Below are 26095 nucleotides of genomic sequence, written 5' to 3'. Positions count from 1 at the left end.
TGGGTTGACGGGCCGACACACCGGCCCGCGCCGCCGGGACCCGCCGGGTTGCCCATCGGGCGGCGGTGTCCTCCGAAAGAACCTGCGGGAGATCGCGCGCGATGGCCGGACGAAGCCGGAACACCCCTGAGCAGCAGCCGTCCGATGCCGAGGGCCTGCTGCCCGCCGACTACGACCTTGCGGAGCTGTACGGCTCGCAGAGCGGCGACGAGGACCCCGACGACACCGCGGTGCTGGTCCCGCCGATCGTGCTGCCCGCGGACCGCGAACTCGCCGACGCGGCGCTCGCCGTCCCGCTGATCGCCCGGGTGGTCGCGCTGGGCCGCTGGGTCGACCCGCACCGCGACGTCGACGAGCACGGCGACCTCGGCCCGGAGGACCGCGTCCGGGCGGCCCGGATGCTCGGCATCGAGGACCCGGACGAGGAGGACGTGGTCGAGGCGATGCGCGCCTGGGCGCTGGCCTGCGACCTCGGCGTGGTGGAGACCGGCACCACCGAGGGCGGCACCCACATCGCCGTCCCCGGCCCCGACCTGCCGGCCGTCGAGGCCGGCGACCCGGAAGCCGTGCTCGGCCTGTGGTTCGAGGCCGCCGAGCTGGTCCGCGAGCTCGCCGCCGAGGCCGAGTCGGTGGACCCGGAGGTGGTCGAGGGCAGCGAGCGCGACGACCCCGAGGGACTGGCCGAGGTGGAGGACGCCCGGGACCAGGCCGCCGAGATCCTCGACGAGGCGCTGCACGTGCTGTACGAGGCCACCGCGTTCGCCGAGCCCGGCGCCGAGACCGTGCCGCTCGGCGTGCTGGCCGCGCTGCTGGTCGTCCCCGAGGGCGAGGAGCCCGACGAGGAGATGCTCGGCGAGATCACCGACCTGATGGTCGTCCTCGACCCGATGCTGGGCGACCTCGCCGAACTCGGCCTGGTCGAGCACACCCCGATCGACCCCGAGCTGTTCGAGGAGGAGGACGACGCGACCGCGGCCGCCGGGGCCGTCGACACCGACCACCCGCTGACCGACGAGGACGCCGCCCGCTTCGGCACCGTCCGGCTCACCCCGCTCGGCCAGTACGCGGTGCGCGAGTGGCTGATCGCCGACGGCTTCGACGCCCCGCTGGTCGGCGACCTCGCCGAACTCGACGGCCCCGCCCTGCTGCGCACCCTCGCCGAGAACGGCGCCCGGCTCGCCGAGCCCGAGCTGAAGGCCTGGCTGGCCGCCCGGGAGGACGCCGTCGGCGCCGCCCGCGAGCTGCTGTCCGGCGGTCGGGGCCGTGACGTGCAGTCGCCGGTGCGCCGCTACTACTGCGGGATCGCGCTCGGCGACCTCGGCGCGGCCGCCGTCCCCGCCGTCCGGGAGGTCGTCGACGACCCCGAGCTCGGCGGCCTGGCCCGCGAGTGGCTGCGGGCCCGCGACGAGGACGTGGAGGCCGCCGAACGCTCCGTCGCGCTGTGGCGGGTGGTCGACTCGGTGGCCGCCGTGCTGCTGCTCACCGCCGGCGAGGGCGGCCGCCTGCAGGCGCTGGTCGCCGACCTGCCGGTCACCGACAACCCGGCCAGCTACTTCGGCGAGGTGTGGCGGGTGCCGCACCCGCTGACCGTCGAGGTGCTGGAGGTCGTCGGCGCGCTCCACCTGGACCGCAAGGTCGCCAAGGAGGCGCGACGGGCCGCGATCAAGGCCCGTTCGCTGCGCGCGCAGGGCTGACGGCAACCGGGGCGCGCCCTCGCCGCGTCCACCTGTCGGAAGACCGCCGAAGAGCTGATGGATCGACAGGTTCCCAGGGCCGTATGGTGGGGCGACGCCGGGCCCGCCCGGTGGCAGGACGCGCCGGGCCCGCCCGGCGGGAGAACGGTGTGGCGAGTGCCGGGGGTGCGGCGAGGGATGAAGAGGCAGCACGCGAGCGGGCCGTGGGAGATCGAGGAGGTCTACGCGGACCAGGAGGCGTACAGCCGGCGGGTGATGGCCGCGGCCGGGTTCCCGGTGTTCGGCTGGGAGCACCGCGCGGGCGGCCTGCCCGGGCGGGACGTGCTCGCCGAGTTCGGCGTCGACAACGGCGAACTCGGCTGGGTGGAGGTCCGTTCGGGCGACTGGAACTCGGCCGACGGCCCGTACGTGACCGTCCGCACCTACTGCCCCGACGTGGAGCTCACCGAGCCGCTGCCCGACCTGGAGGACGTGGTCGAGGACGAGCGCGACCGGGTGTACGAGCACCTCGGCATCGACGAGGGCGACACCCCCGGCGGCGTCCGGGCGCTGCGCGAGTGGATCACCGTGGACGGCGACCCGCGGGCCCTGCAGATCCACGAGGACCGCCGCCCCGGCGCAGGCACCGTCTGGGCCGGCCGGCTGTGGATGGACGGCGCGACCGTCACCGTCACCGGACGCGGCGTGCCGCCCGGCGCGATCGAACTGCGCCGGATCGCCGACTTCGAGCAGTACATCATCGGCCGCACCGCGCTGATGCGGACCCTGGCCGCCCGTCAGCCCGCCGCGCCCGCGCCGGTGCCCGAGCCGACCCCCGGTGAACTCGGCCTGCGCGCCCACCGCGAACTCGTCGAGCAGGGCATCGCCCGGGCCACCGCGATGGCGGCCCAGCTGCGGGCCGGCCGCTCCGCCCGGCTGCCCCGGCACCTGCGCGGCGAGGACCGCAGGGTCCGCTGGGAGAGCACGGTGCGCCAGCAGATGTGGCTCGCCTCGGAGACCCAGGACGAGGCGGACGTCGCCGTCACCTCGATGGTCAACCACCTCGGCCGGCTCGCCCACCACGTGGACTGGCTGACCGGCACCCCGGAGGGCGCGGCGGCCGTCGAGGAGGTGGTGCGGTACACCGTGTTCGCCAGCGAGGTGCCGAGCCTGCCCGCGCAGCGGGCCTGGGAACGGCTGTGGGCGGGCGGCACCCCGGAGCTGCCGTCCGGCACCGAGGAGGCCTGGCTGACCGCGTGGGAGCAGTGGCGGATCGAGCGCACCCAGCACCGCGGCCGGCGGTAAAGCATTGGTCATGCGGCGGTCCCCGGTTGGTAAAACGGTCGGGCAATCGGCGCATTGACGCAGCGTCGGGTTAACGTCCGGTTCACGCGCAGCCCGGACTCTGACGGTCACCGATCCGCACCCTCCCCCTCAGGAGTGACCGTCATGTCGCTGTCCCGCCGGGACTTCGTGAACCGTTCGACCGTGCTCGGCGCAGGCGTGCTGATCGCCGGCAGCGCCGAGGTGCTCGCCACCGCCCCCGGGGCGATCGCCGCCCCGGAAGGCGGCGAGGCCGCTCTCGCCAAGGGCGGGCACACCGCGGTCGGCTACGGCGAGCTGGTGTCCGACCCCGAGGGCATCCTGGCGCTGCCGAAGGGCTTCTCGTACGAGATCATCACCCGGACCGGCACCACCACCCTGGTCACCGGTGAGAGCACCCCCAGCAACCACGACGGCACCGCCGCGTTCGAGGGCCGCCACGGGGCGACCCTGCTGGTCAACAACCACGAGCTGGCCGGGGCGCGATCCAAGTGGCCGCACCCCGTGCCGCTGCTGGAGGGCCACGTCTACGACCCGGCCGCGGCCGGCGGCTGCACGGTCGTCGAGGTGTCCGGGCACGGGCGCGGGCACGGGAACGACGACGAGCAGGGCGACGACCGGGGCAAGGGCCGCGGGCACGGGCACGGCAGGCGGAAGGTCCGGGAGTGGGTCGGCATCGCCGGTACCGCCACCAACTGCGCCGGTGGCGCCACCCCGTGGAACACCTGGCTGACCTGCGAGGAGACCGAGGACAAGGCCGGCACCAACGGCTTCACCAAGGACCACGGCTACGTCTTCGAGGTCGACCCGCAGGACCAGGACGCCAACCGGAACCCGCAGCCGATCAAGGCCTTCGGCCGGTTCGCGCACGAGGCCGTCGTCATCGACGAGAAGCGCGGCCACGCCTACCTCACCGAGGACGCCGCCAAGCCCAACGGGCTCTTCTACCGCTGGACCCCGCCGGCCGGCTTCAAGCACGGCAAGGGCAAGCTGCGGACGCTGGCCGCCGACGCGGGCGTCCTGGAGGCCCTGAAGGCGTTCGACTCCCAGGGCAAGCTGGTCGACGACCTGTCCCGGGCCACCAAGCCCGGCACCACGTACGGCGCGGACTGGGTCAAGGTCGCGGACCGGGACGCCCGGACCACCTCGATCCGCAAGCAGTTCAAGGACGGCGAGGTCACCCGGGCCCGCAAGCTCGAAGGCATGTGGTGGGGCGACGGCGGCATCTACTTCGTCTCCTCCTTCGCCCGCGAGGAGTCGCCGCTGCAGCACGACGGCCAGGTCTGGTTCTACAACCCGGTCCGGCGGACGCTGACCCTGAAGGTCATCCTCGGCGTCAACGCGGACATCTGGACCGACAGGGGCAACTTCGACGGCCCCGACAACATCACCGTCTCGCCCCACGGCGGCCTGATCATCGCCGAGGACGGCAACGGGCTGCAGCACCTGTTCGGCACCACGACGGAGGGGCGGACGTACGCGCTGGCGCGCAACGAGCTGAACCTCGGGACGCCGGAGGCGCCGGAGTTCAGCGAGTTCACGGGCGTGACGTTCTCGCACGACGGGCGGACGCTGTTCGCGAACATCCAGGAGCCCGGGATCATGCTGGCGATCACGGGGCCGTGGCACCGGATGTGACCCGCGGTGAGGCCGGGGTCCGCCCGGGGAAGGGCGTTGCTCTCCCTCGGGCGGACCTTGCCGTTGGCGGGTGGTTGCTCGCGCAGTTCCCCGCGCCCCTGTCGGGGCGCGGGACTTCTGCGGGGAGGAGGGTTCGGCCTGCGGCCGGTCAGGATTCGGTGAGCCTCAACTGGAGCATGGCCAGGAGGCGTTGCTGGGGTTGGGCCAGGTCCAGGCCCGTCAACTGTTCGGCCCGCCGGACCCGGTACCTCAAGGTGTTGGGGTGGATGTGGAGGGTGTCGGCCGCGGTGCGGACTTCGCCGAGGGCGTCGAGGTAGGCGAGGACGGATTCGGCGAGGCGGGTGTGGTGGCGGGCGTCGTAGGTGGTGAGGGCGGTGAGGCGGGGGTCGCGGAGTTCGGGGCGGTCGTGGAGGAGGGCCAGGACCTCGGAGACCAGGACCTCGGCCTGGACGTCGTGCAGGGCGGCGACGTCCGGGACGACGCCGCCCCGGCCCATCGCGTCGAGGATGCGGTCGGCCTGGGCGCGGGAGGCGGGGACGTCGGTGAGGGCGGGGACGGTGGGGCCGATGGCGGCGCGGAGCGGGATGGCGAGGTGGGTGCGGGCGGCGTCGACGGTCTCCTGGGCCCAGTCGCGGAGGGTGGCCTGGGGGAGGCCGGGCGGGAGTTCGGGGAGCAGGACGTAGATGCGGGAGTCGACCGGGGCGAGCAGGGCGCCGCGGTGGCGGGCGGCGGTGTGGACGGAGATCAGGCCGGTGACCTCGTCGCGGGAGAGTTCGGCGTCGCGTTCGGCGGTGGCGGCCGGGGCGTAGGCCAGGACGGTGGCGGGGCGGCGCAGGTCGAGGCCGAGGTGGGTGGCGAGCGACTGGGGGCCGGTGGAGCCTTCGAGCAGGCCGGTGAGCAGGGTCTGGGTGAGTCGGGCGTCGGCGGACAACTCGCGGCGGCGGCGCACCAGTTGGCCGGCGGCGACGCGGGCGGCGCCGACCAGGGCGCGGTCGGCGGTGGGGGTGAGCGGCTGGGCGCCCTCCTGGACCCAGATGGTGCCGAGGGGCTGCGCGCCGGAGCGGATCGCGATGGCGAGGCGGCGGCGGATGCCGAGTTCGGGGTGGGCGGCGATCTCGATCGCGCCGTCGGAGCCGCGCAGGTGGGAGAAGACGCCCCATTCGCGGAGCTTGGCGAGGTACGGCTCGGGCCCCTGGCGGCCCAGGATGGAGAGCCGGCGCAGGTCGTCGACCTCGTCGGAGTCGGAGGTCCGGGAGTAGGCCAGCACCCGGCTGGAGGTGTCCTCGATGGAGACGATGCCGCCGGTGAGGACGGCCACGGTCTGGGCGAGCGTGAACAGGTCGCCGGTGTCGGCCTCGCCGGGTTCGGCGCTGTCCGGGCCGGTGAGCAGGGTGCGGGCGAGCGAGTCGAGGTGTTCCCAGCGGGTTTCGCGGCGCACCGACAGCAGGGCGACGCCGGCCTCGGTGGCGGCCTCGCGCAGGGCGTCGGCCTGGCCCGGGCCGTCGAGTTTGACGGCGACGGCGGCGGCCCGGGCGCGGCCGGCGGCCCGCAGGGCGGGGAGGGCGGCGCGGCCGCGGGCGCCGATGGCGAGGACGAGTTCGCCGGGCGCGGCGGTCGGCGGGTCCTCCGGGTCGAGGATGGCGACGTGGCGGACCGGGACGTCCAGGCCGGCGGGCGCGGCCTGGAGTTCGACCAGGGGTTCGCCGAGCGACATCAGCAGCTGGCGCAGCGGCAGGCCGTTCATGTGCGGGTCCTTCGTCCGGGCTTCGTCGGGCTTCGTCGGTCCTCGTCGGTCTTCGTCGGGTCGGACAACATCCCGGGCACGAGTTTAGTGAACCGGACAGGTTCGGGCGGCCGTGACCGGGACGTGACGCTGTTCGTCCGGGCGGACAACGGCGAGCGGGGGACTTTGGCGGCGCGGCCAACAGTTGGCGGCGGGAACGGGGAATAGCGTTCGTCTCACGACCGACGTGTGAACCCCGTCGGAGTCCCATGACGAGAAGGAGAGCGTGCGCCATGGATGCTGTGACCCAGGTCCCCGCGCCGGTCAACGAGCCGGTCCACAGCTACGCCCCGGGCAGCCCCGAGCGGGTCCGCCTGGAGGCGAAGCTGAAGGAGCTGGGCGGCCAGGGGCCGATCCAGCTCACCATGACGATCAACGGCGAGCAGCGCCTCGGCGGCGGCTCCGAGTTCCACGTGGTGCAGCCGCACAACCACGCGGCCCGGCTCGGCACGCTGCGCAACGCCACCCAGGACGACGCGCGCGAGGCCATCGACACCGCGCTGGCCGCCGCCCCGGCCTGGCAGGCGCTCTCCTTCGACTCGCGCGCCGCGATCTTCCTGCGCGCCGCCGACCTGCTGGCCGGCCCGTGGCGCGAGACGCTGGCCGCGGCCACTATGCTCGGCCAGTCGAAGACCGCCCAGCAGGCGGAGATCGACACCCCCTGCGAGCTGGTCGACTTCCTGCGCTTCAACGTGCACTTCGCCCGGCAGATCCTGGCCGAACAGCCGATCTCCTCGGACGGCGTGTGGAACCGCATGGACCACCGCCCGCTGGAGGGCTTCGTCTACGCGATCACCCCGTTCAACTTCACCGCGATCGCCCTCAACCTGCCGACCGCGCCCGCGCTGATGGGCAACGTGGTGATCTGGAAGCCGTCCCCGACGCAGCAGTTCGCCGCGCACTACCTGATGCGTCTGCTGGAGGCCGCGGGCCTGCCCAAGGGCGTCATCAACATGGTTACCGGCGACGGCCTGGACGTCTCCGAGGTCGCGCTGAAGCACCCGGCGCTGGCCGGCATCCACTTCACCGGCTCCACCGCCACCTTCCAGCACCTGTGGCGCTCGGTCGGCGAGAACATCTCCAACTACCGCACCTACCCGCGGATCGTCGGCGAGACCGGCGGCAAGGACTTCCTGGTCGCCCACCCGTCCGCCGACAAGGCGATCCTGAAGACCGCGATGACCCGCGGCGCCTTCGAGTTCCAGGGCCAGAAGTGCTCGGCGCTGTCCCGCGCGTACGTCCCGGCCTCGATCTGGGCCGAGCTGAAGGACGACTTCCGCGACGAGGTCGAGTGGCTCACCATGGGCGACGTCACCGACCTGGCGAACTTCATGGGCGCCGTGATCGACGAGCGTTCGTTCGCCAAGAACAAGGCCGCGATCGACCGCGCCCAGGCCGACCCGAAGGTCGAGATCCTGGCCGGCGGCACCTACGACGACTCGGTGGGCTACTTCGTCCGCCCGACCGTGCTGGTCTGCGAGGACCCGTCCGCCGAGTACTTCAAGGACGAGTACTTCGGCCCGATCCTCTCGGTGCACGTCTACCAGGACGAGAACTACGACGAGATGCTCGCGCAGATGGAGTCGGTGTCGTCCTACGGCCTGACCGGCTCGATCATCGCCCAGGACCGCGAGGCCGTGGAGCACGCCATGCACGTGCTGCGCAACGCCGCCGGCAACTTCTACATCAACGACAAGCCGACCGGCGCCGTCGTCGGCCAGCAGCCCTTCGGCGGCGGCCGGGCCTCCGGCACCAACGACAAGGCCGGCGCCAAGCAGAACCTGATGCGCTGGACGTCCACCCGGTCCATCAAGGAGACGTTCGTCCCGCCGACGGACTACCGCTACCCGCACATGGGCTGACCAAGCCCCATGTCGCCGGCGGGGCGGCCGCCACCCCGGCCGCCCCGCCACCTCTCCCCACCAGCTGATCCGTGATCCGGGAGTCCCCGATGCTCCGTTCCGCCCTCCTCGCCGCCTCGCGCTCCCCGCAGGTGCGCACCATGGTCGAGAAGTTCCCGCCCACCCACGCGATAGTCGAGCGCTTCGTCGCCGGCGACCGCCTCGACCAGGGTGTGACCGCGACCGAGACGCTGGTCAACAGCGGCCGCAAGGTCACCCTCGACCACCTCGGTGAGGACACCAAGGACGCCGCCCAGGCCGCGGGCACCGCCCTGGCGTACGAGCACCTGCTGACCGCCCTCAAGGAGACCGGCCTCGCCGCCGACGCCGAGGTCTCGGTCAAGCTCTCCGCGGTGGGCCAGTTCCTGCCGGTGGACGGCGAGAAGATCGCGCTGGAGAACGCCCGCCGGATCTGCCAGGCCGCCGCGGACGCCGGCACCACGGTGACCCTCGACATGGAGGACCACACCACCACCGACTCCACCCTGTCCATCGCCCGCGAGCTGCGCGAGGACTTCCCGTGGCTCGGCGTCGTCCTGCAGGCGTACCTGCGCCGCACCGAGGCCGACTGCCGCGACCTGGCGCACGAGGGCTCCCGGGTCCGGATCTGCAAGGGCGCCTACAAGGAGCCCGAGTCGGTCGCCTTCCAGGGCAAGCACGACGTCGACCTGGCGTACGTCCGCGCGCTGAAGGTCCTGATGGCCGGTCAGGGCTATCCGATGGTGGCCTCGCACGACCCCAACATGATCAAGATCGCGGGCCAGCTGGCCGAGTGGAACCGCCGCGACGTCACCTCCTTCGAGTACCAGATGCTGTTCGGCATCCGCCCCGAGGAGCAGCTGCGCCTGGCCGAGGCCGGCAACACCATGCGCGTCTACCTGCCCTACGGGCAGGAGTGGTACGGCTACTTCATGCGTCGTCTGGCGGAGCGCCCGGCGAACCTGACCTTCTTCCTGCGGGCGATGGCCACCCGCGGCTGACGGTTCGTCAACTCCCCGACGGGGCCTGCGGATCGAATCCGCGGGTCCCGTCGTCCGTTCGGACCAGCCAGATGTCGTACTCCTCGGTCGTCACGCCGCAGGAGGTGTGGGCGTCGCGGGCCATGGTGACGAACTCGGGCTGCTGCGGGCCGTCGGTCAGGGTGGCGGCGAGGCGCGCGCCGGCGGACCAGCGGACCACGGCCCAGCCGAGGCGGCCCAGGCCGCGGCCGCCGACGTGGATCAGGAACGTGCCGTCGGGGGCGATCAGGCCGGAGTCGCGGGCGAGTTCGAGCCAGCGGGCGTCGACCTGCTCGGCCCAGTCGGGCGCCGAGACCGGGACGGTGGCGTCCGGCTCGACGAGGAACCCGGCGACCGACTTCCAGACCACACCCGGGGCGGGCAGGCCGGCCTCGTCCGGCGCGCCCAGGACGGTGAGACCGGCGCGCTCCAGCAGGAGCGTCCTCGACTCCTCGGGAGATCCCTCGGGAGAGGCCGACATCAGTTCCTCCGATGCGAAGAGACGGTGGTCGCCGTTCCCGGCCGCGAGGGCCGGGAACGGCATGCCGGGATCGTAGCGGTCACCGGACGCGAGGCGGCGGGGTCACTTCTTCCGGTAGAAGAGGTGGTGGTCGCCGCCGGGCTTGTTGATCTTCCCGTAGCGCTCCATCTCGGTGTACCCCTTGGGCGTGTTGTCCCAGCCGAAGTTGACCAGTTCCCGGGTGTCGTCGCCCTTGGGCTTGCCGGCGTGGAAGTGCAGTCCGGCCGGGTCGTCGGTGTGCTCGACGACCACCCGGGACCCGTGCTCGGTCTCGAACTGGCGGAAGTTGCCCCAGTGCGTGGGATCGCTGGAGTAGACGTGCCCCGGCATGTTCTTGTAGGTCTTGTCGCCGACCACCTTCCACTGCGCGATCGGCTCCTCGCCGTACGGGACGCCGGCCAGCTTGAAGGCCTCCCGCTCGGCCGCCTCGCGGGTCTCGAAGGGATTGCTGTGCTCGCCCTTCGGCGGGCCCGAGTGGTCCTGGTGGGGCGACAGGCCGAGCGGGTCGCAGGAGATCTGCGGGTTCCCGACGTAGGCGTCCGGGTTCGGGCCGGGGATCAGGCCGAGCGGATCCGGCGTCAGATACCGTGCGGTCTCCGGGTTGTAGTACCGGTGGACGTTGTAGTGGAGCCGGGTCTCCGGGTCGAAGTACTGGCCGGGGAAGCGCAGCGGCGTGTAGGTGCTGCTGTCGGAGGGCCAGCTGGTGTGGCCCCAGAGCGTCGGGGTGGCGCGCCAGGCGATGGACCCGGTGGCCGGGTTCGATCAGCTCGGTGGGCGTGCCGACCAGGTCGGTGACGATGGCGAAGAACCGGCGGTCGGTCTGCTCGGCCGTGCTGATGGACTCGGTCTGGGTGAGCGGGTGCAGGCCGCTGTGCTCCCAGCTGAGGGTGTGCGGGCCCGGCAGGTACGGGGCGCGGGTGGTCTGCTCGGCGAGCACCGAGCCGTCCCAGGTGAAGTCGGTGCGCTCGTCGACCGTGCCGTCGGCCGCCAGCCGCTCCTTGGCGGTGCGGCGTCCGAACGGGTCGTAGCGGTAGCGCCAGCGCGTTCCGTCCGGGGTGGTCACCCCGGTCAGCCGGTCCTCGGCGTCCCAGGTGTAGCGCCAGGTGTCGGGCTTGCGGGACAGCCGGGTGACGCGCCGCACCGTGGTGCGCCCTGCGGCGTCGTACTCGTAGCCGGTCCGGCCCGCGGTGACGACCTGGGTGCCCGCGTACGTCCGCTCCCCGACCGCGGCCCGGACGGCGCCGGTGCCCGGCCAGTGCGCGGAGACGAGGTCGCCGGCCGGGTTGTAGGCGTACGACTCCTCCCAGTCGGCCGCGCGGACGGCGGTGACCCGCCCGCCCGGGTCGAGCTCGAAGGTGCGGGCGCCGCCGAGCAGGTCGTCGACGGCGGCGAGGGCGCCGTCCGCGCGGTAGTCGTAGCTGCGCCGCTGGAGGACGCGGCCGCCGGCCCGGGCGGACTGGCCGGCCAGCCGGTGCCGGGAGTCCCAGGTGCGGGACAGCTCCAGCTGCTGTCCGACGGTCCGCCGGGTCTCGCGCCCGGCCGGGTCGTAGTCGAACGCGAGGCTGCCGTCCGGGGTGGTCAGCGCGGTCGCCCGGCCGGCTCCGTCGTACGTCCAGGCGCCGAGGTGGCCGGAGGGCGTGGTCCGGCCGGTGCGCCGGCCGAGCAGGTCGCGGGTGATGGTCAGGGTGCGGCCGTCGACCGTCTCGGAGAGGAGGTTGCCGAGCGCGTCCACGGTGCGCAGGACCGTCGCGTCGGGGTTCTCCGCGCGCACCAGGTGGCCCGACTCGTTGTAGGCGTAGGTCGTCCGGCGGTCGCCGACGGTCCGGCCGACCAGGCGGCCGATCCGGTCGTAGGCGTACTCGGTGACCTGGCCGAGCGGGTCGGTGACGGCGAGCACCTGGCCCGCCGCGTCCAGCCGGTACGTCAACGAACGCCCCTGGTAGTCGCGTTCGCCGACCACCCGGCCCGCCGCGTCGTACGCGTAGTGCCAGCTCCGGCCGAGCGCGTCGGTGACCGCCGCCAGCTGCATGTGGGCGTCGTGGGTGAACTCGACGCGGGCCCCGTCGGGGCCGGTGCGGGCGGCGAGGGTCTCGAAGTGGGTGTACTCGAAGGCGGTGACCCGGCCCAGCTGGTCGGTGTGGGTGAGGCAGTTGCCCTCGCCGTCGTACGTCCACCGTTCGGTGCTGCCGTCCGTCCCGGTCCGCTCGGCCAGGTGGCCCTCGACCGTCCAGCGTGAGCGGACGGCGCCGCCGAGCGGGTCGGTGATGGCCACGACCCGCCCGAAGGCGTCCCGCCCGTAGCGGACCGCCGCGCCGGTGGGGTCGACGACCTCGACCGGCAGGCCGGCCGGGTCGCACCGCACCCGGGTGGTGTGGCCGAGCGCGTCGGTGACCGAGGCCAGGTGGCCGCGCTCGTCGTACGCGTAGCGGGTCTCGCCGCCGGACGGGCCGGCCAGGGCGGTGCGCAGCCCGTTCTCGTCGTAGCGCTGGTGCCAGGTGGCCCCGCCGGGTTCGGTGATCCGGACCGGCAGGCCGAGGAGGTCGCCGTACTGCGCCGTGGACTGCCGCCCGTCGGGGCGGGTGATCGAGACGAGGTCTCCGGCGCCGTCGTACGTGTAGCGGGTGGTGCGGCCGAGGGGGTCGGTCTCGGCGAGGAGGCGGTCGTGGTCGTCGCGTTCGTAGTGGGTGGTGTGGCCGAGGGGGTCGGTGACGGCGGTGACCTGGGCGTGGTCGTTGATCAGGTAGGCGGTGGTGTGGCCGAGGGCGTTGGTCTCGGTGTGGGTCCTGAGGCCGGTGACGGGGTCGGGGTCGCCGTAGGCGAAGGTGAAGCGGAGGGCGCCGGTGGTGCCGCCTTCGTCGGTGACGCGGTCGTGGGCGTCGTAGGCGTAGCGGTACTGGGAGTCGTTGCGGTCGGTCCAGGAGGTGAGGCGGCCGGCGGCGTCGTTGGTGAAGCGCATCGCCTTGCCGCTGGAGTTGTAGACGGCGGTGAGGTGGCCGTCGGTGTAGCCGTAGCGGGTGAGCAGGGCGTCGCCGCCGGTGTCGGAGGCGCCGGCGAGGCGCAGGGCGGTGATGCGGTCGCCGTCGACGGTGACCAGGAGCCGGTAGCCGCCGGAGTGGGTGATCGAGAGGGGGACGCCGTCCTCGTCGTAGGCGAGGGCGTAGTGGCGGCCGTGGCGGTCGCGGACCTCGGTGAGCAGGGCCTCGTCGCCGGCCGGGGTGGGGGTGAACGTGCGGACCAGGCCGGTGGCGGGGTCGGTGATCGTGAACAGGCCGTCTGCCAGGTCGAGTTCGCGGCGGGAGCCGGCCGAGGCGTGGACGGGGTCGCCGGGCTCGGGGTGGGGGTAGGCCTGGGTGATCCGGTCGGGGCGGATGTGGACGACGCCCTGCTCGTCGATCTCCAGTCGCTCGTCGAACGCGCAGATCCACTTCGGGCCCATCCAACGGCCCGTCAGCAGACCCGACTCGAAGCTGCGGGTGAACTCCAGCGGCAGCGAACCGGGCAGGGCGGCGTCCACCTGGTCGATGAACATCCGCCCCGTGGCGATGTCGACCGGCTCGCCCGGACACTTGCGGGAGCCGTGGTCGCGGCCCTCCGTGCGCGGGCTCTTCACCTGGTCGCGGCCGCGCCCCTTCGGATGCGAGTCGCCGCGTCGGCCGGGCCGCCCGCCGCCCGAACGGGGGTGCGCCGGGCCGCCCTTGCCGCCGCCCTTGAAGATCTTCTCCAGGTCCTTGGCGTGCTTGGCCTCGATCTCCCGGGTGTTCCTGGCGACCTTCTTCAGGTTGTCGCCCGCGTGCCGGTAGAAGTTCTTCAACGCCTTCCCGGCGTCCTCGGCCAGCGTCCTGCCGAGCTTCTGCGCCCCGTGCTCCAGCGCCTTGACGATCTGGTTGCTCATTCGAAGCCCCCCGCGAACAGCCGTGCCCAACAGGTCGGTCGTTGCCGTGCTGGGGGAGACGGTAGTCGGCGGGGGCGGGTTGCGGGAGCGGTTCAGAGCATCGCGGCGGCAGGCTTGACCATGGAGCGGGCGGTCTTGGCGTCGACGTACTCGCCGAGCGCGGTCATCACCCACTCGCCGGAGAACTGGCGGACCAGCTTGCACATGGCGACGCCGGTGCGGGGCTCGGCGTGGGTGAGGTCGAAGCGGACGAGTTCCTCGCCGGTGGCGGCGTCGACCAGCCGGCAGTAGGCGTTCTTCACGTCGGTGAACTTCTGACCGGAGAAGGAGTTGACGACGAACACCAGGCCGCAGACCTCGGCGGGCAGGCCCTCCAGGTGGACGGTGATGGACTCGTCGTCGCCGCCGCCCTTGCCGGTCAGGTTGTCGCCGGAGTGCGCGATCGCGCCGTTGAAGACCGACAGCTTCATGAACCACGCCGTGTCGACCTTCTCGCGCCGGGCGTCGAAGGCGATCACCGACGCGTCCAGGTCGATGCCCCGGCCGTGCGCGGCGGGCTCCCAGCCCAGGCCCATCCGGACCGCGGCGAGGAACGGCTTTCCGGCCTTCTCCAGCGAGACCGAGCCGCCCTTGACCAGGTTCACCCGGCCCTTGTCGAGGGTGATCTTGCCGACGGCCGGCGACCCGGACGGCATCGGCGGGGCGGCGGCGGGCATCGGCGGCGCGGCGGGCGGGGCCGGGGGCGCGTCCTCGACGGAGACGCCGAAGTCGCCGGCGATGCCCGCCAGGCCGTTGGCGTAGCCCTGGCCGACGGCGCGGATCTTCCACTCGGCGCCGCGCCGGTACACCTCGACCACCACCAGGGCGGTCTCCACGCCCAGCCGGGGCGGGGTGAAGGTGAACAGCGCGCGGCCGCTGTCGGCGTCCCGGACGGTCGCGGTCGGCTCGGTGCCGGCGAAGGTCGCCTGCCGGTCGTCCAGCGAGGCGGTGACCACGATCCGGGTGATGTCCGCGGGCACCGCCGCGGTGTCGACGGCGATCGCGTCGGGGGCGCCGCCGGCGGCCGGCCGGTGCGTCACGCCGGGGCCGTTCGGGGCGTTGAAGAAGACGAAATCGGCATCCGAACGGACCTTGCCGGACTGGGCGAGCAGTAGCCCGGACACGTCCAGCTGCTTGGGCGCGGTGACCTCCACCACGACCCGGCCCGCACCGAGCGGCGCATTGCCGCCCTGCACCAGAACAGACGTCACGTGCTCCTCCTCGACTCGCCGCCGCGACACACCCTAGCCAAACCTCCCGGCCGCCCCGGGTACGCCGCCAGCGAATCCGGGTCCAACCCGCTTGCCGGGCCCGGCCGGGCTCGGCGAGCATGCAGTCATGCCAGCACTGCAACGAGCCGAAGCAACTGTCCGTGCCCGCCTGTTGGAGGTCCGCGGCTACACCGTCCACCTCGACCTGACCCGCGGACCCGAGCGGTTCGGCAGCACCACCGTGATCCGGTTCGGATGCGCCGAGCCCGGCAGTGACAGCTTCGTCGACCTGGAACCGGCCGTCCTGCACCGCGCCGTCCTGAACGGGCAGCCGCTGGACGCGACCGCCCTGGACGGCAACCGACTCGCGCTGCCCGGCCTGCGCGCCGAGAACGAGCTGCTCATCGACGCCGAGATGCGCTACTCGCGCACCGGCGAGGGGCTGCACCGCTACACCGACCCGGCCGACGACGCCGTCTACCTGTACGCCACCTGCGGCCCCGACCTGGCGGCCAAGGTCTTCGCCTGCTTCGACCAGCCGGACCTGAAGGCCCCGATCACCCTCACCGCCACCGCCCCCGACGACTGGACGCTGGTCTCCAACGGCGCACCGGTCAAGTCCGACGGCGGCCAGTGGGAGTTCGTCGCCACCAAGCCGATCTCCACCTACCTGTTCACCGTGGTCGCCGGCCCGCTGCACTCGGTGTACGGCGAGCACGACGGCATCCCGCTCGGCCTGCACGCCCGCCGCTCGCTGGCCGCCGAACTCGACCGCGAGGCCCCCGAGCTGTTCGAGGTGACCGCCGCCTCCTTCAACCGGCTGCACGAACTCTTCGACGAGCGCTACCCGTTCGGCGAGTACCACCAGGCGTTCGTGCCCGAGTTCAACTGGGGCGCGATGGAGAACCCCGGCTGCGTGGTCTTCCGCGACGAGATGCTGTTCCGCTCCCCGGCCACCGAGGCCGAACACGAGCGCCGCGCCATGGTGGTCTGCCACGAGATGGCCCACATGTGGTTCGGCGACCTGGTCACCATGCGCTGGTGGGACGACCTGTGGCTGAACGAGTCGTTCGCCGAGATGCTCGGCTACCGGATCGCCGCCGAATCCACCCGCTTCACCGGCACCTGGACCGGCTTCTCCGTGCAGCGCAAGGGCTGGGGCTACGACGCCGACCAGCGCGCCTCCACCCACCCGGTGGCGGGCAACGGCACCCGCTCGGTCGCCGAAGCCATGGTCAACTTCGACGGCATCTCCTACGCCAAGGGCGCGTCCGCGCTGCGCCAGCTGGTCGCCTGGCTCGGTGACGAGGCGTTCTTCGCCGGCCTCAACGCCTACTTCGCCGACCACCTGTACGGCAACGCCGAACTGCCCGACTTCCTGGCCGCGCTCGCCGCCGCCAGCGGCCGCGACGTGCACGGCTGGGCCGAGAGCTGGCTGCGCACCAGCGGCGTCGACACCCTGCGGGTCGAGACCGAGCGCGCCGCCGACGGCGCCCTGACCGCGCTCACCGTGGTCAACGAGGGCGAGCGTCCGCACCTGATCGAGGTCGGCGGCTACCGGGTCGAGGGCGGCCGCGTCGTCCCCGCCGGCCGCGTCGCCGTCGAGCTCGGCCCCGGCCGCCGGGTCGCCGTGCCCGCTCTGGTCGAGGCCGGCGCCCAGCTGGTCGTCCCCAACGACGGCGACCTCACCTGGGCCAAGATCCGCCTGGACGCGCACTCCTGGCGGCTCGTCACCGAATCGCTGTCCGCCGTCGAGGACGACGTCACCCGCGCGGTGCTCTGGGCCCACGCCCGCGACCTGGTCCGGGACGCCGAACTCGACCCGGCCGCCTACCTCGGCCTGATGGAACGCCACCTGCCCGCCGAGAGCGTCGACTCCATCGTCGAAGCGGTGCTCACCTTCGCCCACGTCCACGTCGTCGGCCGCCACCTGACCGGCGTCCGCCGCACCGAAGGCCGCGCCGCGATCAGCCGCACCGCCCGCGCCCTGCTCGCCGGCGACAGCAGCGACGGCATCCGGCTGGCCGCCCTGCGCGCCGCGGTCGAGACCTCCGGCGGCGAACCGCAACTCGCCGAACTGCGCGGCTGGCTGACCGGCGAGAGCGTTCCCGCCGGGCTGGAGATCGGCCCCGAGCTGCGCTGGGCGGGCCTGGCCCGACTGGCCTCGCTCGGCGAACTCGACGAACCGCAGATCGCCGCCGAGCTCGCCCGCGAACCCGGCACCGAGGCCGAGTTCGGCGCCGCGCGCTGCCGGGCCGCCCTCCCCGGGAGCGCGACCAAGGCCGCGGCCTGGCAGGACCTGTTCACGCCCGACGCGATGTCCAACCGCGTGCTGGAGGCCACCGCCCGCGGGTTCTGGACCTCCGGCTCCGACGACGAGATGGGCGCGTACGCGCTGCGCTACTTCGAACGGATCGGCGAGGCCGACCGGCGCGGCGACATCATCTCCCGACTGCTCGGCGAGACCCTGTACCCCGTCGCCCACGCCACCCCCGAGGTGCTGAGCGCCGCGGAACAGGTGCTCGCTGCACCGGAGTTGACGCCCTCGCTGCGCCGCAATCTGGCGGACTGCACCGACGACCTGCGACGCACTCGCGCGGTGCGGGCGGCCTTCGAGTAAGGGGTAACCGCCAGGGGCTCGTGGGGGCACCTCTCAGCCGCCAGGCCGGGGGGTGCCCCCACGAGCCCCTGGCGGGGTCGTCAGAAGCTGCCGCGCGCCGCGACTGCGCGGGTGGTGGGGAGGGCGAAGGCGGAGGCGGTCCAGGTCTCGGGGGTGGCGGGGGTGGGGGCGGCGATCGCCCCGGTGACGGTGAAGGTGTAGGTGCCCGGGGGGAGCGGCTGGTCGGAGGGGGTGGTGAAGCGGTAGATCAGGGTGTCGCGTTCCAGGGCGACGGTGGCGACCGCGCCCGGGAGGTCGGTGGCGGGGACGGTGCCGGGGAGGGCGGCCGGGCGGGTGAGGCGGAACTCGACCTGGAGGGCCGTCATCGTCTCGTCGAGTCGGAGCTGCACGACGTGCCTGGTGCCGGTGCGGCCCAGTGCGTCCACCCGGGCCGTGCCGCTGAGCGGTTGGGGCAGGGTGGGGTCCGGTTCGGGGCGCGGCGGGACGGAGGGGGACGGGGCGAGCGGCGTGCCGCTGTCGCTCACGGAGGGGGACGGCGACGGGGACGCGGTGGGCGCGGCGGGGCTGCTGAACGACGGCGAGGGCGTCGGGGTCGCCGGACGGCTCGTCGCGACGGCCGGGCGGGCGGCGGTGCGGGTCGGGCCGGGGAGCGGGGAGGCGGTCGCGGTGCCGAGCGCGGGGACCGGGACGGCCTGGGTGCCGACGGGCTCCTCGACGGGGGTGGCGTCGGCGGTCGGTGCGGAGGCGTCGGGGCTGGGCACGGGCGGGCCGCCGACGGTCACGCCCGGGCGGCGGCCGATCTGCTGCTGCTCGTTCAGGAGCCAGGTGGTGGCCAGGCTGATCCCGACCACGGTGGACATCGCCATCGCCGCGCCGGAGAACCGGATGGTGGGCAGCCGCAGTCGGCCGCCGAAGGGCCGGGGCCGGCCGTGCCGTCCGGTCCGGCCCGCGGTGACGGGCCGGGAGTGCTCGCGGAGCGCCACCGGGCTCCCCTTCCTGGGTCTGGTCCGCGTCCGACGTCCGGTCCGAACGCGACGCCGCACCCGGTGCCGCACCCGGTGTCGCCGGGGTGCCCGGGCGAACGGCGCGTGAGGGACGAGAATATCAGCGGACTGACGGACCGCCAGATCCCCGGACCGAACCGGGGTGCGAATCGGGACGTTGCGGTCCGGGGGCGGCGGACGGCCGGAACAGGCCGTTCGAAAGTGCGTGTGCAACCCCCTGCAACCGTTGCAGGCGCCGGTGCGCAGGGCCAGGCTGGGCGGAGACCCAGCACGCCTCGGAGAGACCGTCATGCCGCGCGATCCGCTGTCCGCCCCGTCCGACCAGCCGCTCGCCGCCACCCCCACCGGCGGCGAGCAGGCCGTGGCCGCCGAGCCCCGTGCGGTGGAGGAGGTGCTGGTGCTGCGGATCGCGCTGGACGAGGAGCAGCTCGGCGAGGTGCGCACCCGGTTCCGCTACGACGCGGCCGCGCCGTACGAGGTGCGCCTGACCTTCCACGTCGGCCGACCCGACGAGGCGGACTGGGTGTTCTCCCGCGAGCTGCTGCGCGACGGCCTGGACTCGCTCAGCGGCCAGGGCGACGTCAAGCTGTGGCCCACCCACTGCCCGTGCCACGGCCTCACCCTGCACGTGGCGTTGGAGTCCCCGTACGGCAGCGCGCTGCTGGAGGTGTCCCGGCCGCAGGTGAAGGCCTGGCTGGAGCGCACCTACCGACTCGTTCCGGACGGCCGGGAGGCCGAAGTGCTGCCCAGCGACGAGGAGTTGAAGCGACTGCTGACCCAGGGCGGGTCCGGCGCGCTCTAGGTGTTCTGTCCTGTGAGGTTGGGGACGCGGCTGGCGGGTGGTTTGCCTGCGAGTGCGGTGTGTCCGCGGTGGTGATTGTAGGTGTGGAGCCAGGCGGGGTAGGCGTCTCGGCGTTCTTGTTCGGTGCGGTAGGGCCGTGCGTAGGCCCATTCGTCGAGCAGGGTGCGGTTGAAGCGTTCGACCTTGCCGTTGCTCTGGGGCCGGTAGGGGCGGGTGCGCTTGTGGGTGATGCCGGCCCGGGTCAGCGTGTCGCGCCAGTGGTGGGACTTGTAGCAGGCGCCGTTGTCGGTCAGCACGCGTCGGACGGTGATCCCGGCCCGGGCGAAGAACGCGTTCGCCCGGGTCCAGAACGCGGTGGCGGTCTCCTTGCGTTCGTCGGACAGGATCTCGCTGTAGGCGAGGCGGGAGTGGTCGTCGACGGCGTTGTGCAAGTAGCTGTAGCCGGCGCCGGAGCGGGTCCTGCGGCCGGCCTCGCGGCCGATGGCGCGGTGTCCTCCGCCGTCGGGGATGTTGCCGAGTTTCTTGATGTCGACGTGGACCAGCTCGCCGGGCGCGCGGTGCTCGTAGCGGCGTATCACCCGGCCGGTGGCGCGGTCGAGGTGGGCGAGGCGGGCGAGCCGGTAGCGGGTCAGGACGCGGTGCACGGTGGCCGGGTTGAGGTTCAGCAGGTAGGCGATGCGGGCGGGTCCCCAGCGGCGCAGGACGCGGACTTTGACGATCCGTCGTTCGGTTCGGGTCGGGGTCCGGCGCGGGCTGCGGTGCGGGCGCGAGGAGCGGTCTTCCATACCGGCCTCGCCGAGCGCGCGGTAGCGGTCGGCCCAGCGCTTGGCGGTGGTCGGTGAGACCTGGAAGCGTTCGGCGGCCCGTCGTAGCGGCCAGCCGTCCTCGACCACGCAGCGGGCCAGGCGCAGGCGTCCGGTCTCGGTCAGGGGTGCGTTACGGTGTGGCATGAGGGCCTTTCTGGTCGCCGGTGCAGATGTCGCAATCCACACCAGGCCAGAAGGCCCTCACTCGTTTCAAGACCACCCGACCGTGAACCCTGTCACCAACCTCCATGGTCAGTACATCTAGGGCCGCGCCGCCCCGGGGGCCGTCGGCAGGCGCAGCACGCCGTGGGCCAGGTCGGCCCGCAGGGCGCGGACGGCCGGGGAGGCCGAGCCGGGGAGCAGGTCGTAGGGGTCGTCCGGGCCGTGCACCGTCACCTGGGCGCAGGCGGACAGGCGGTACGGCCGGGCCTCCAGGAGCGGGCCCAGGTGTCGGCGGAGGCGGGAGAGTTCGGCGCGCACGGTGACGGTGCGGCCGGGGTCGGCGAACAGCGCCTCGGCGAGCTCGGCGGCGCTCAGGCCGTCCCGGTGCAGGCCCAGCATCAGGAGCAGTTCGGTGTGCCGAGGGCTCGGGGTGTGCGACCAGCAGCCGGCGCTGCCGCTGACCCGGAGTTCCGGCCGGTCGGTGCGGCGCAGGTCCAGTTCGACCAGGCCGGGGCCGGAGTGCGCGGCGGGGTCGGCGGGCTGCGGCGCGGACGGGCGGATCAGCCAGCCGTCGGCCAGCGGCTCCACCGTGCACTCGCCGAGCGTCGGCACCCAGTGCACGCTGCTGCCTTCCCAGTTCTCCGCGGGCAGGGCCAGCCGGGGCGGGGCGGGGACGCCGACCGCGGCGGCCGTCCAGCCGGCCGGGTCGACGACCAGGGCGGGGCCGCCGAAGCGGGCCAGCAGCGGCACCGCGACGGTGCGCAGGTGGTGCAGTGCCTCCAGGTGGGCGGCGCGCAGCTCGGTCTCGGCGAGGCGCGCGGCGGTCAGCGCGAGCTGCCGCAGGTAGTGGTGGTCGCCGACGGCCGGGCCGCTGAGGTCGACCACGCCGGCCGGGCGGCCGGTGCGCGGGTCGCGGATCGGCGCGCCGAAGCAGGACCAGTGGTGGTGGCTGCGCAGGTAGTGCTCGACGGAGTGCACCTGGGCGGGTCGGGCGGTGCGGGCGGCCAGGCCGATGGCGTTGGTGCCGACCTCGTCCTCGGACCAGAGCGCGCCCTGTTCCAAGCCGATCGCGTCCACGGCGCGGCGCAGCCGCTGCTCGCCGTCCATCCACAGGATCCGGGCCTTCGGGTCGGAGACCGCGAGCACCAGCGGCGTGGAGTCGCCGGGCATGAAGAGGGTGGAGCGGAGCACCGGCAGGACCGCGGCGAGGCCGGTGGCGCGGCGCAGCTCCTCCAGTTCGGCGGGCGCCACCCGGTGGGTCTCGCGGGGGCGTTCCGGGTCCATGCCGAGGCGGCGCAGCCGGGCCCAGGAGTCCTCGATCTCCGGGCGGACCGGACGGCCGTCGGGGGCGGGCCGCTCGCCGGCCATGGTCCGGTCGTAGGCCCTGGCGTGCGCGCGTGCGGGCGGGCGGGGGCTTCTGGTGCCGTGCTGCATGGGTACCCCCGTCTCGACGTCGGCTGTCAGCGTAGGCCGGTCGACGTGGACACGCCGAGCCGGGCAGAAGATGTCGTGCACGCGGCGGGCGCCGGTGCAGACTGGTCGGTTCCGCCCGGTCAGCGGTGCTGTGCGGGGCGCTCGCCCTGGGCGGTCTCGACGGCCCGGTGGAGGTCGTGGCCGGCCTCCACGGTGGTGACCGCGGTGGCGGCCAGGCAGCCGGCCAGGGCGAGCGCGGCCAGCGTGCGGACGGTGCGGCGGTGGCGCGGCGGGGCGGGGGTGAGCAGGGCCCGGACCCGGCGCGGCACCGGGCCGCCGGCCGCCGCGGGGGCGAGCCGGGGGCGCGGGGCGGCCGGGTGGCGGGCGGTGGCGAGTGCGGCCCGGCCGATGGCGCGGGCGGTGAGCGCCCGGTCGCCGACCTCGGCGGCGGCGCACTCGTCGGCCCAGCGCTCCAGGTGGTAGCCGAGCGCGCCGCGCAGCGGCCGCAGCGCCGGGTGGCAGGCGGCGGCGTACTCGGCGGCGGCCAGCAGCAGGTGGTGGCGGCCGGCCAGGTGGGCGCGTTCGTGGGCGAGCAGCGCGGCCCGCTCGGGGGCGCTGAGCGCGGCCAGCATGCCGGTGGTGGCGACGATCCGCGGCGGGCGGCCGGGCAGCGCGTAGGCGTCGGCGCGGTCGTCGTCGAGCACGGTGAGCGCGGTGGCCGGGTCGGTGCGGCGCAGTCGTTCGCGCAGGCCGACGGGGGCGTCGCCGATGGCGCGGCGGGCGCGGCGCAGGTCGGCGAGCTGGTGGTGGGCGGTGCGGCCGGCGAGCGCGCCGATCAGCAGCAGGGCGAGCACGGCGGCGGTGGCGGCGGGCGCCCACTGCGTCCCGGTCAGCGCGTCGGGCAGGCGGTGGGCGGGGGAGAAGTGGGCGAGGGCGGCGGCGTACGGCAGGTGCAGCAGGCCGGTGACGGCGAGCAGGCCGAGCGAGGCCAGTGCGGCGGTGCCGAGCGCGGCGGCGGTGGCGGCCAGGGTGAGCGCGGCGGCGCGCGGGGCGAGCTGCTCGGCGAGCCGGCGGGCCAGCGGGGCGGCGAGCAGCGGCAGCAGCAGCGGGATCCAGACGGCGAGGGTCACGGTTGGTCCCCGAGCAGGTCGCGCAGCAGCCGCTCGTCCTCGTCGGACAGGTCGGAGACGAATCGGGCGAGGACGGTGGAGCGGTCGCGGCCGCGGTCGAGCTCGGTGCGCATCCGGCGGGCGGCGAGGCCGTCGGCGTCCTGGACGGTGGGGGTGTAGGCGAAGGACCGGCCGGCCTTGCTGCGGGCGACGGTGCCCTTCTCGTGCAGCCTGGCCAGGATGGTGGCGACCGTGGTGCGGGCCAGGTCGGCGTCGACGGCGTCCTGCACCTGCTGGGGGGTGAGCGGGGCGCCGGCGGCCCAGAGGGCGGCGAGCACCTGGGCCTCGAGCTCTCCTGCCGGGCGACGGGCGGGTGAATCCGTCATGTCGCGCGAACCTCCGGGATTCGTCTACAGTCCTGTCGATCGACGTCTACAACACTGTAGACGCACGGGGGCGGCCCGCGATCGGCCACCCCCCACGGTAACGGGAGGTCCGCCAGCCTTGCCCCAGTCACTCCTGCTCGGAACCGCGAACGAGCCGTCCGCGGTGTCCGTTCTGGTACATGTTGTCCCTGTGACTCCGAACGTTCATCCCTCCGCCCGCCTGCTCGCCTACGACGGCAGCGGCATCGACGGCAGCCTCTACACCCGGATCACCGGGTGGGCCGAGTCCGCCCCGCACTGGTTCGACCAGCTGACCAAGGAGTGGTCCGCGTACGGCCTCGCGGTGTTCGCGCTGCTGATGGTGTGGGGCTGGTGGCGGGCCCGGGCCGCCGACTCGGTGATGATGGCCCGGGTGCTGGCCTCGCCGCTGATCGTGGTGGCCGCGTACCTGGTCAACTCGGTCTTCAAGGGGATCGTCGAGGAGAACCGGCCCTGCCGGCAGATCCCGGGCAGCTTCACCATCGAGGCCTGCCCGGCCCCCGGCGACTGGTCCTTCCCCAGCAACCACACGGTGATCGCGTTCGCCGCCGCCGCCGCGCTCTGGTACGCCGACCGCCGACTCGGCTGGATCGGCCTGCTCGCCGCCGTGCTGATGGGCGCCTCCCGGGTCTGGGTCGGCGCGCACTACCCGCACGACGTGGCCGTGGCCGCGGTGGTCGGCGTCCTGGTGGCGCTCCCGCTGGCCGCGCTGGCCGGCCGCGCCGCGCCGCTGGTCGACCGGCTGCGCACCGGCCCGCTCGGCCCCGTGCTCGGTGCCGGAGTGGCGTAGCAGCGCGCAGGTTGTATGGACAACTCTTGCGGGCGGTTCACCTGTCCGACGGGAGCCGGACGACCTGCGGCCACCTCGACGCCCGAGCCTGTCCGCATGAAGGTAATCGTCGTAGGAGCAGGCGTGCTGGGCACCATGCACGCCTGGCAGGCCGTCGAGCGCGGCCACGAGGTCGTCCACCTGGAGCGCGAGGCCGAGGCGCGCGGCGCCTCCGTCCGCAACTTCGGACTGGTCTGGGTCAGCGGCCGCGCCGCCGGTGAGGAGCTCGAGGTCGCGCTGCGCGCCCGCGAACTGTGGGAGCAGATCGGCGCCCGCGTCCCCGGCCTGTGGTTCCGCCCCAACGGCTCGCTCACGCTGGCCCGCACCGAGGCCGAGCTGGCCGTCGCCGAGGCCGCCGTGCAGCTGCCCGACGCCGCCGCCCGCGGCTACCGGCTGCTGGACGCCGAGCAGGTCCGCGCCGTCAACCCGGCGCTGCGCGGCAGCTTCCTCGGCGGCCTGCACTGCACCCGCGACGGCGCCGTCGAGTCCCGGGTCGCGCAGCCCGCGCTGCGCGCCGCGCTGGAGGCCACCGGCCGCTACACCTTCCTGCCCGGACGCGAGGTCCGCGAGGTGGTCGGCGCCGCCGCCGTCCGCGACGACCACGGGCAGCTGCACCAGGGCGACCAGGTGATCCTGTGCACCGGCGCCTGGCTCGGCGGCCTGGTCCGCGAACTCGCCCCCGACCTGCCGGTGCGCCGGGTGCGCCTGCAGATGATGCAGACCGACCCGCTGGACGAGACCCTCACCACCTCGGTCGCCGACGGCGACTCGTTCCGCTACTACCCCGCCTTCGCCGGCCCCGAGCTGGACGCGCTGCGCGCCTCCCAGCCGCAGCCGCCGGTCGCCGCCGAGCACAAGATGCAGCTGCTGATGGTCCAGCGCAAGGACGGCGGCCTCACCATCGGCGACACCCACGAGTACGACCAGCCGTTCGGCTTCGACGTGGTCGAGGACCCGTACGAGCACGTCGCCGGGGTCGCCGAGGCGCTGCTCGGCCGGCCGCTGCCGAAGATCCGCCGCCGCTGGGCCGGCGTCTACGCCCAGTGCCTGGACAGCACCCGGGTGGTGCACCGCCAGCAGGTCGCCGAGGGCACCTGGCTGGTCACCGGCCCCGGCGGGCGCGGCATGACCTGCTCGCCCGCGATCGCCGAGACCACGGCGAACCTCGCCGGCCTCTGAGCCTCCCCCTCCCGTTCGACTGCAAGGGCAGAAGATGACCACGCACGATGTGTCCCTGGTGGTGCTCGACATGGCCGGCACCACCGTCGCCGACGACGGCCTGGTGGAGCTCGCCTTCGAGGCCGCCGCCCGCTCCCAGGGCGTCGAGCCCGGCAGCCCCGAGCACGCCACGATGCTGGCGCACGTCCGCGCCACCATGGGCGAGTCCAAGATCTCGGTGTTCCGTCACCTGTTCGGCGACGAGGACCGCGCCCAGGCCGCCAACCTGGCCTTCGAGGCCGGCTACGACAGCCTGGTCGGCCAGGGCCGCTGCGAGGCGCTGCCCGGCGCCGCCGAGGCGATCGCCGAGCTGCGCGGCCGGGGCCGGAAGGTCGTCCTCACCACCGGCTTCTCCCGGACCACCCAGGACAGCATCCTCGCGGCCCTCGGCTGGCAGGACATCGCCGACCTGACGCTGTGCCCCGCCGACGCGGGCCGCGGCCGCCCCTACCCCGACATGGTGCTCACCGCGCTGCTGCGCACCCGCACCGACTCGGTCCGGCAGATCGCGGTGGCCGGCGACACGGGCTACGACATGCTCACCGGCACCCGGGCGGGCGCGTCCGTGGTGGCGGGCGTGCTCACCGGCGCCCACGACGAGGCCCGGCTGCGTGCCGACGGCGCTACCCACGTGCTGGGCTCGATCGCCGAGCTGCCCGCGGTGCTGCTCGGCTGACGCCGCGTCAATGCTCCGTACGGCCCCGGGTGGCGACGCCCGGGGCCGCTGGT

At 74.0% G+C, this 26095-nt stretch carries 19 protein-coding genes and 1 pseudogene; 10 read left to right on the top strand and 10 right to left on the bottom strand.

All coding sequences use genetic code 11. The features are described from left to right. Nucleotides 1-101 precede the first annotated feature (101 nt). From ACI1MP_RS11875 to ACI1MP_RS11865, 3 genes are all read left to right on the top strand, one after another. Nucleotides 102-1694, top strand: a complete 1593-nt coding sequence (locus ACI1MP_RS11875; protein ID WP_100589720.1) for a hypothetical protein — start codon at nt 102-104, stop codon at nt 1692-1694. Between the two features lie 177 nt (nt 1695-1871). After that, complete coding sequence (locus tag ACI1MP_RS11870) at nt 1872-2978, top strand: hypothetical protein (protein ID WP_380339434.1); 1107 nt, start codon at nt 1872-1874, stop codon at nt 2976-2978. A gap of 144 nt (nt 2979-3122) precedes the next feature. After that, nucleotides 3123-4634, top strand: a complete 1512-nt coding sequence (locus ACI1MP_RS11865) for an alkaline phosphatase PhoX (protein ID WP_380339431.1) — start codon at nt 3123-3125, stop codon at nt 4632-4634. A gap of 148 nt (nt 4635-4782) precedes the next feature. Here ACI1MP_RS11865 and ACI1MP_RS11860 read toward each other — a convergent pair whose 3' ends face one another. Then, entirely contained in the window at nt 4783-6378 is a 1596-nt protein-coding gene (locus ACI1MP_RS11860) for a PucR family transcriptional regulator (RefSeq protein ID WP_380339429.1), read from the bottom strand. 272 nt (nt 6379-6650) lie between these two features. Between ACI1MP_RS11860 and pruA the strand changes: the two genes are divergently transcribed. Next, nucleotides 6651-8279, top strand: coding sequence for an L-glutamate gamma-semialdehyde dehydrogenase (pruA, locus tag ACI1MP_RS11855; RefSeq protein ID WP_100589724.1), 1629 nt, complete (start codon nt 6651-6653; stop codon nt 8277-8279). An 89-nt stretch (nt 8280-8368) separates the two neighbouring features. Continuing rightward, nucleotides 8369-9298, top strand: a complete 930-nt coding sequence (locus tag ACI1MP_RS11850; RefSeq protein WP_043910038.1) for a proline dehydrogenase family protein — start codon at nt 8369-8371, stop codon at nt 9296-9298. A 7-nt stretch (nt 9299-9305) separates the two neighbouring features. On the opposite strand, the gene ACI1MP_RS11845 is transcribed toward ACI1MP_RS11850, so the two are convergent. The 4 genes and pseudogenes from ACI1MP_RS11845 to ACI1MP_RS11830 all read right to left on the bottom strand — a co-directional run bounded on the left by ACI1MP_RS11845 (nt 9306) and on the right by ACI1MP_RS11830 (nt 14966). Further along, complete coding sequence (locus ACI1MP_RS11845; RefSeq protein WP_404868640.1) at nt 9306-9860, bottom strand: hypothetical protein; 555 nt, start codon at nt 9858-9860, stop codon at nt 9306-9308. Nucleotides 9861-9899: 39 nt separating this feature from the next. After that, nucleotides 9900-10505, bottom strand: a complete 606-nt coding sequence (locus ACI1MP_RS11840; RefSeq protein ID WP_404870798.1) for an RHS repeat-associated core domain-containing protein — start codon at nt 10503-10505, stop codon at nt 9900-9902. A 2698-nt stretch (nt 10506-13203) separates the two neighbouring features. Further along, nucleotides 13204-13728, bottom strand: a pseudogene (locus ACI1MP_RS11835) (DUF6531 domain-containing protein); the annotation flags it as partial. Between the two features lie 92 nt (nt 13729-13820). After that, entirely contained in the window at nt 13821-14966 is a 1146-nt protein-coding gene (locus ACI1MP_RS11830; protein WP_404870797.1) for a TerD family protein, read from the bottom strand. A gap of 139 nt (nt 14967-15105) precedes the next feature. On the opposite strand from ACI1MP_RS11830, the gene pepN reads away from it, so the two are divergent. Then, nucleotides 15106-17598 carry an aminopeptidase N gene (gene pepN, locus ACI1MP_RS11825; protein WP_404868639.1) on the top strand — a complete coding sequence of 831 codons (2493 nt, stop codon included), beginning with the start codon at nt 15106-15108 and terminating at the stop codon, nt 17596-17598. A gap of 80 nt (nt 17599-17678) precedes the next feature. On the opposite strand, the gene ACI1MP_RS11820 is transcribed toward pepN, so the two are convergent. Further along, nucleotides 17679-18581, bottom strand: a complete 903-nt coding sequence (locus ACI1MP_RS11820; protein WP_380339416.1) for a hypothetical protein — start codon at nt 18579-18581, stop codon at nt 17679-17681. A gap of 310 nt (nt 18582-18891) precedes the next feature. Between ACI1MP_RS11820 and ACI1MP_RS11815 the strand changes: the two genes are divergently transcribed. Beyond that, nucleotides 18892-19404 carry an SsgA family sporulation/cell division regulator gene (locus ACI1MP_RS11815; RefSeq protein ID WP_380339413.1) on the top strand — a complete coding sequence of 171 codons (513 nt, stop codon included), beginning with the start codon at nt 18892-18894 and terminating at the stop codon, nt 19402-19404. On the opposite strand, the gene ACI1MP_RS11810 is transcribed toward ACI1MP_RS11815, so the two are convergent. The 4 genes from ACI1MP_RS11810 to ACI1MP_RS11795 all read right to left on the bottom strand — a co-directional run bounded on the left by ACI1MP_RS11810 (nt 19401) and on the right by ACI1MP_RS11795 (nt 23280). Further along, nucleotides 19401-20354, bottom strand: a complete 954-nt coding sequence (locus ACI1MP_RS11810) for an IS481 family transposase (RefSeq protein WP_404868142.1) — start codon at nt 20352-20354, stop codon at nt 19401-19403. The two genes, ACI1MP_RS11815 and ACI1MP_RS11810, sit on opposite strands and share 4 nt — an antisense overlap. 117 nt (nt 20355-20471) lie before the next feature. Continuing rightward, nucleotides 20472-21740, bottom strand: a complete 1269-nt coding sequence (locus ACI1MP_RS11805) for a GAF domain-containing protein (protein ID WP_380339410.1) — start codon at nt 21738-21740, stop codon at nt 20472-20474. Between the two features lie 185 nt (nt 21741-21925). After that, complete coding sequence (locus ACI1MP_RS11800) at nt 21926-22915, bottom strand: M56 family metallopeptidase (protein WP_404868638.1); 990 nt, start codon at nt 22913-22915, stop codon at nt 21926-21928. Further along, nucleotides 22912-23280, bottom strand: coding sequence for a BlaI/MecI/CopY family transcriptional regulator (locus ACI1MP_RS11795; RefSeq protein ID WP_100589389.1), 369 nt, complete (start codon nt 23278-23280; stop codon nt 22912-22914). Before ACI1MP_RS11795 ends, ACI1MP_RS11800 begins: the two co-directional genes overlap by 4 nt. Nucleotides 23281-23470: 190 nt before the next feature. Here ACI1MP_RS11795 and ACI1MP_RS11790 point away from each other — a divergent pair, with 190 nt between their 5' ends. The 3 genes from ACI1MP_RS11790 (at nt 23471) to ACI1MP_RS11780 (ending at nt 26042) form a co-directional block, all read left to right on the top strand. Continuing rightward, nucleotides 23471-24109 carry a phosphatase PAP2 family protein gene (locus ACI1MP_RS11790; protein WP_404868637.1) on the top strand — a complete coding sequence of 213 codons (639 nt, stop codon included), beginning with the start codon at nt 23471-23473 and terminating at the stop codon, nt 24107-24109. Between the two features lie 96 nt (nt 24110-24205). Then, complete coding sequence (locus ACI1MP_RS11785) at nt 24206-25327, top strand: TIGR03364 family FAD-dependent oxidoreductase (protein WP_404868636.1); 1122 nt, start codon at nt 24206-24208, stop codon at nt 25325-25327. A 34-nt stretch (nt 25328-25361) separates the two neighbouring features. Continuing rightward, nucleotides 25362-26042: a phosphonatase-like hydrolase gene (locus ACI1MP_RS11780; protein ID WP_380344575.1), complete on the top strand. Its 681-nt coding sequence runs from the start codon at nt 25362-25364 to the stop codon at nt 26040-26042. Nucleotides 26043-26095 lie beyond the last annotated feature (53 nt).

This window comes from Kitasatospora griseola (assembly GCF_044999035.1).
Taxonomy (GTDB): Bacteria; Actinomycetota; Actinomycetes; order Streptomycetales; family Streptomycetaceae; genus Kitasatospora; species Kitasatospora griseola.
This window is presented reverse-complemented; position numbering and strand designations above follow the sequence as displayed.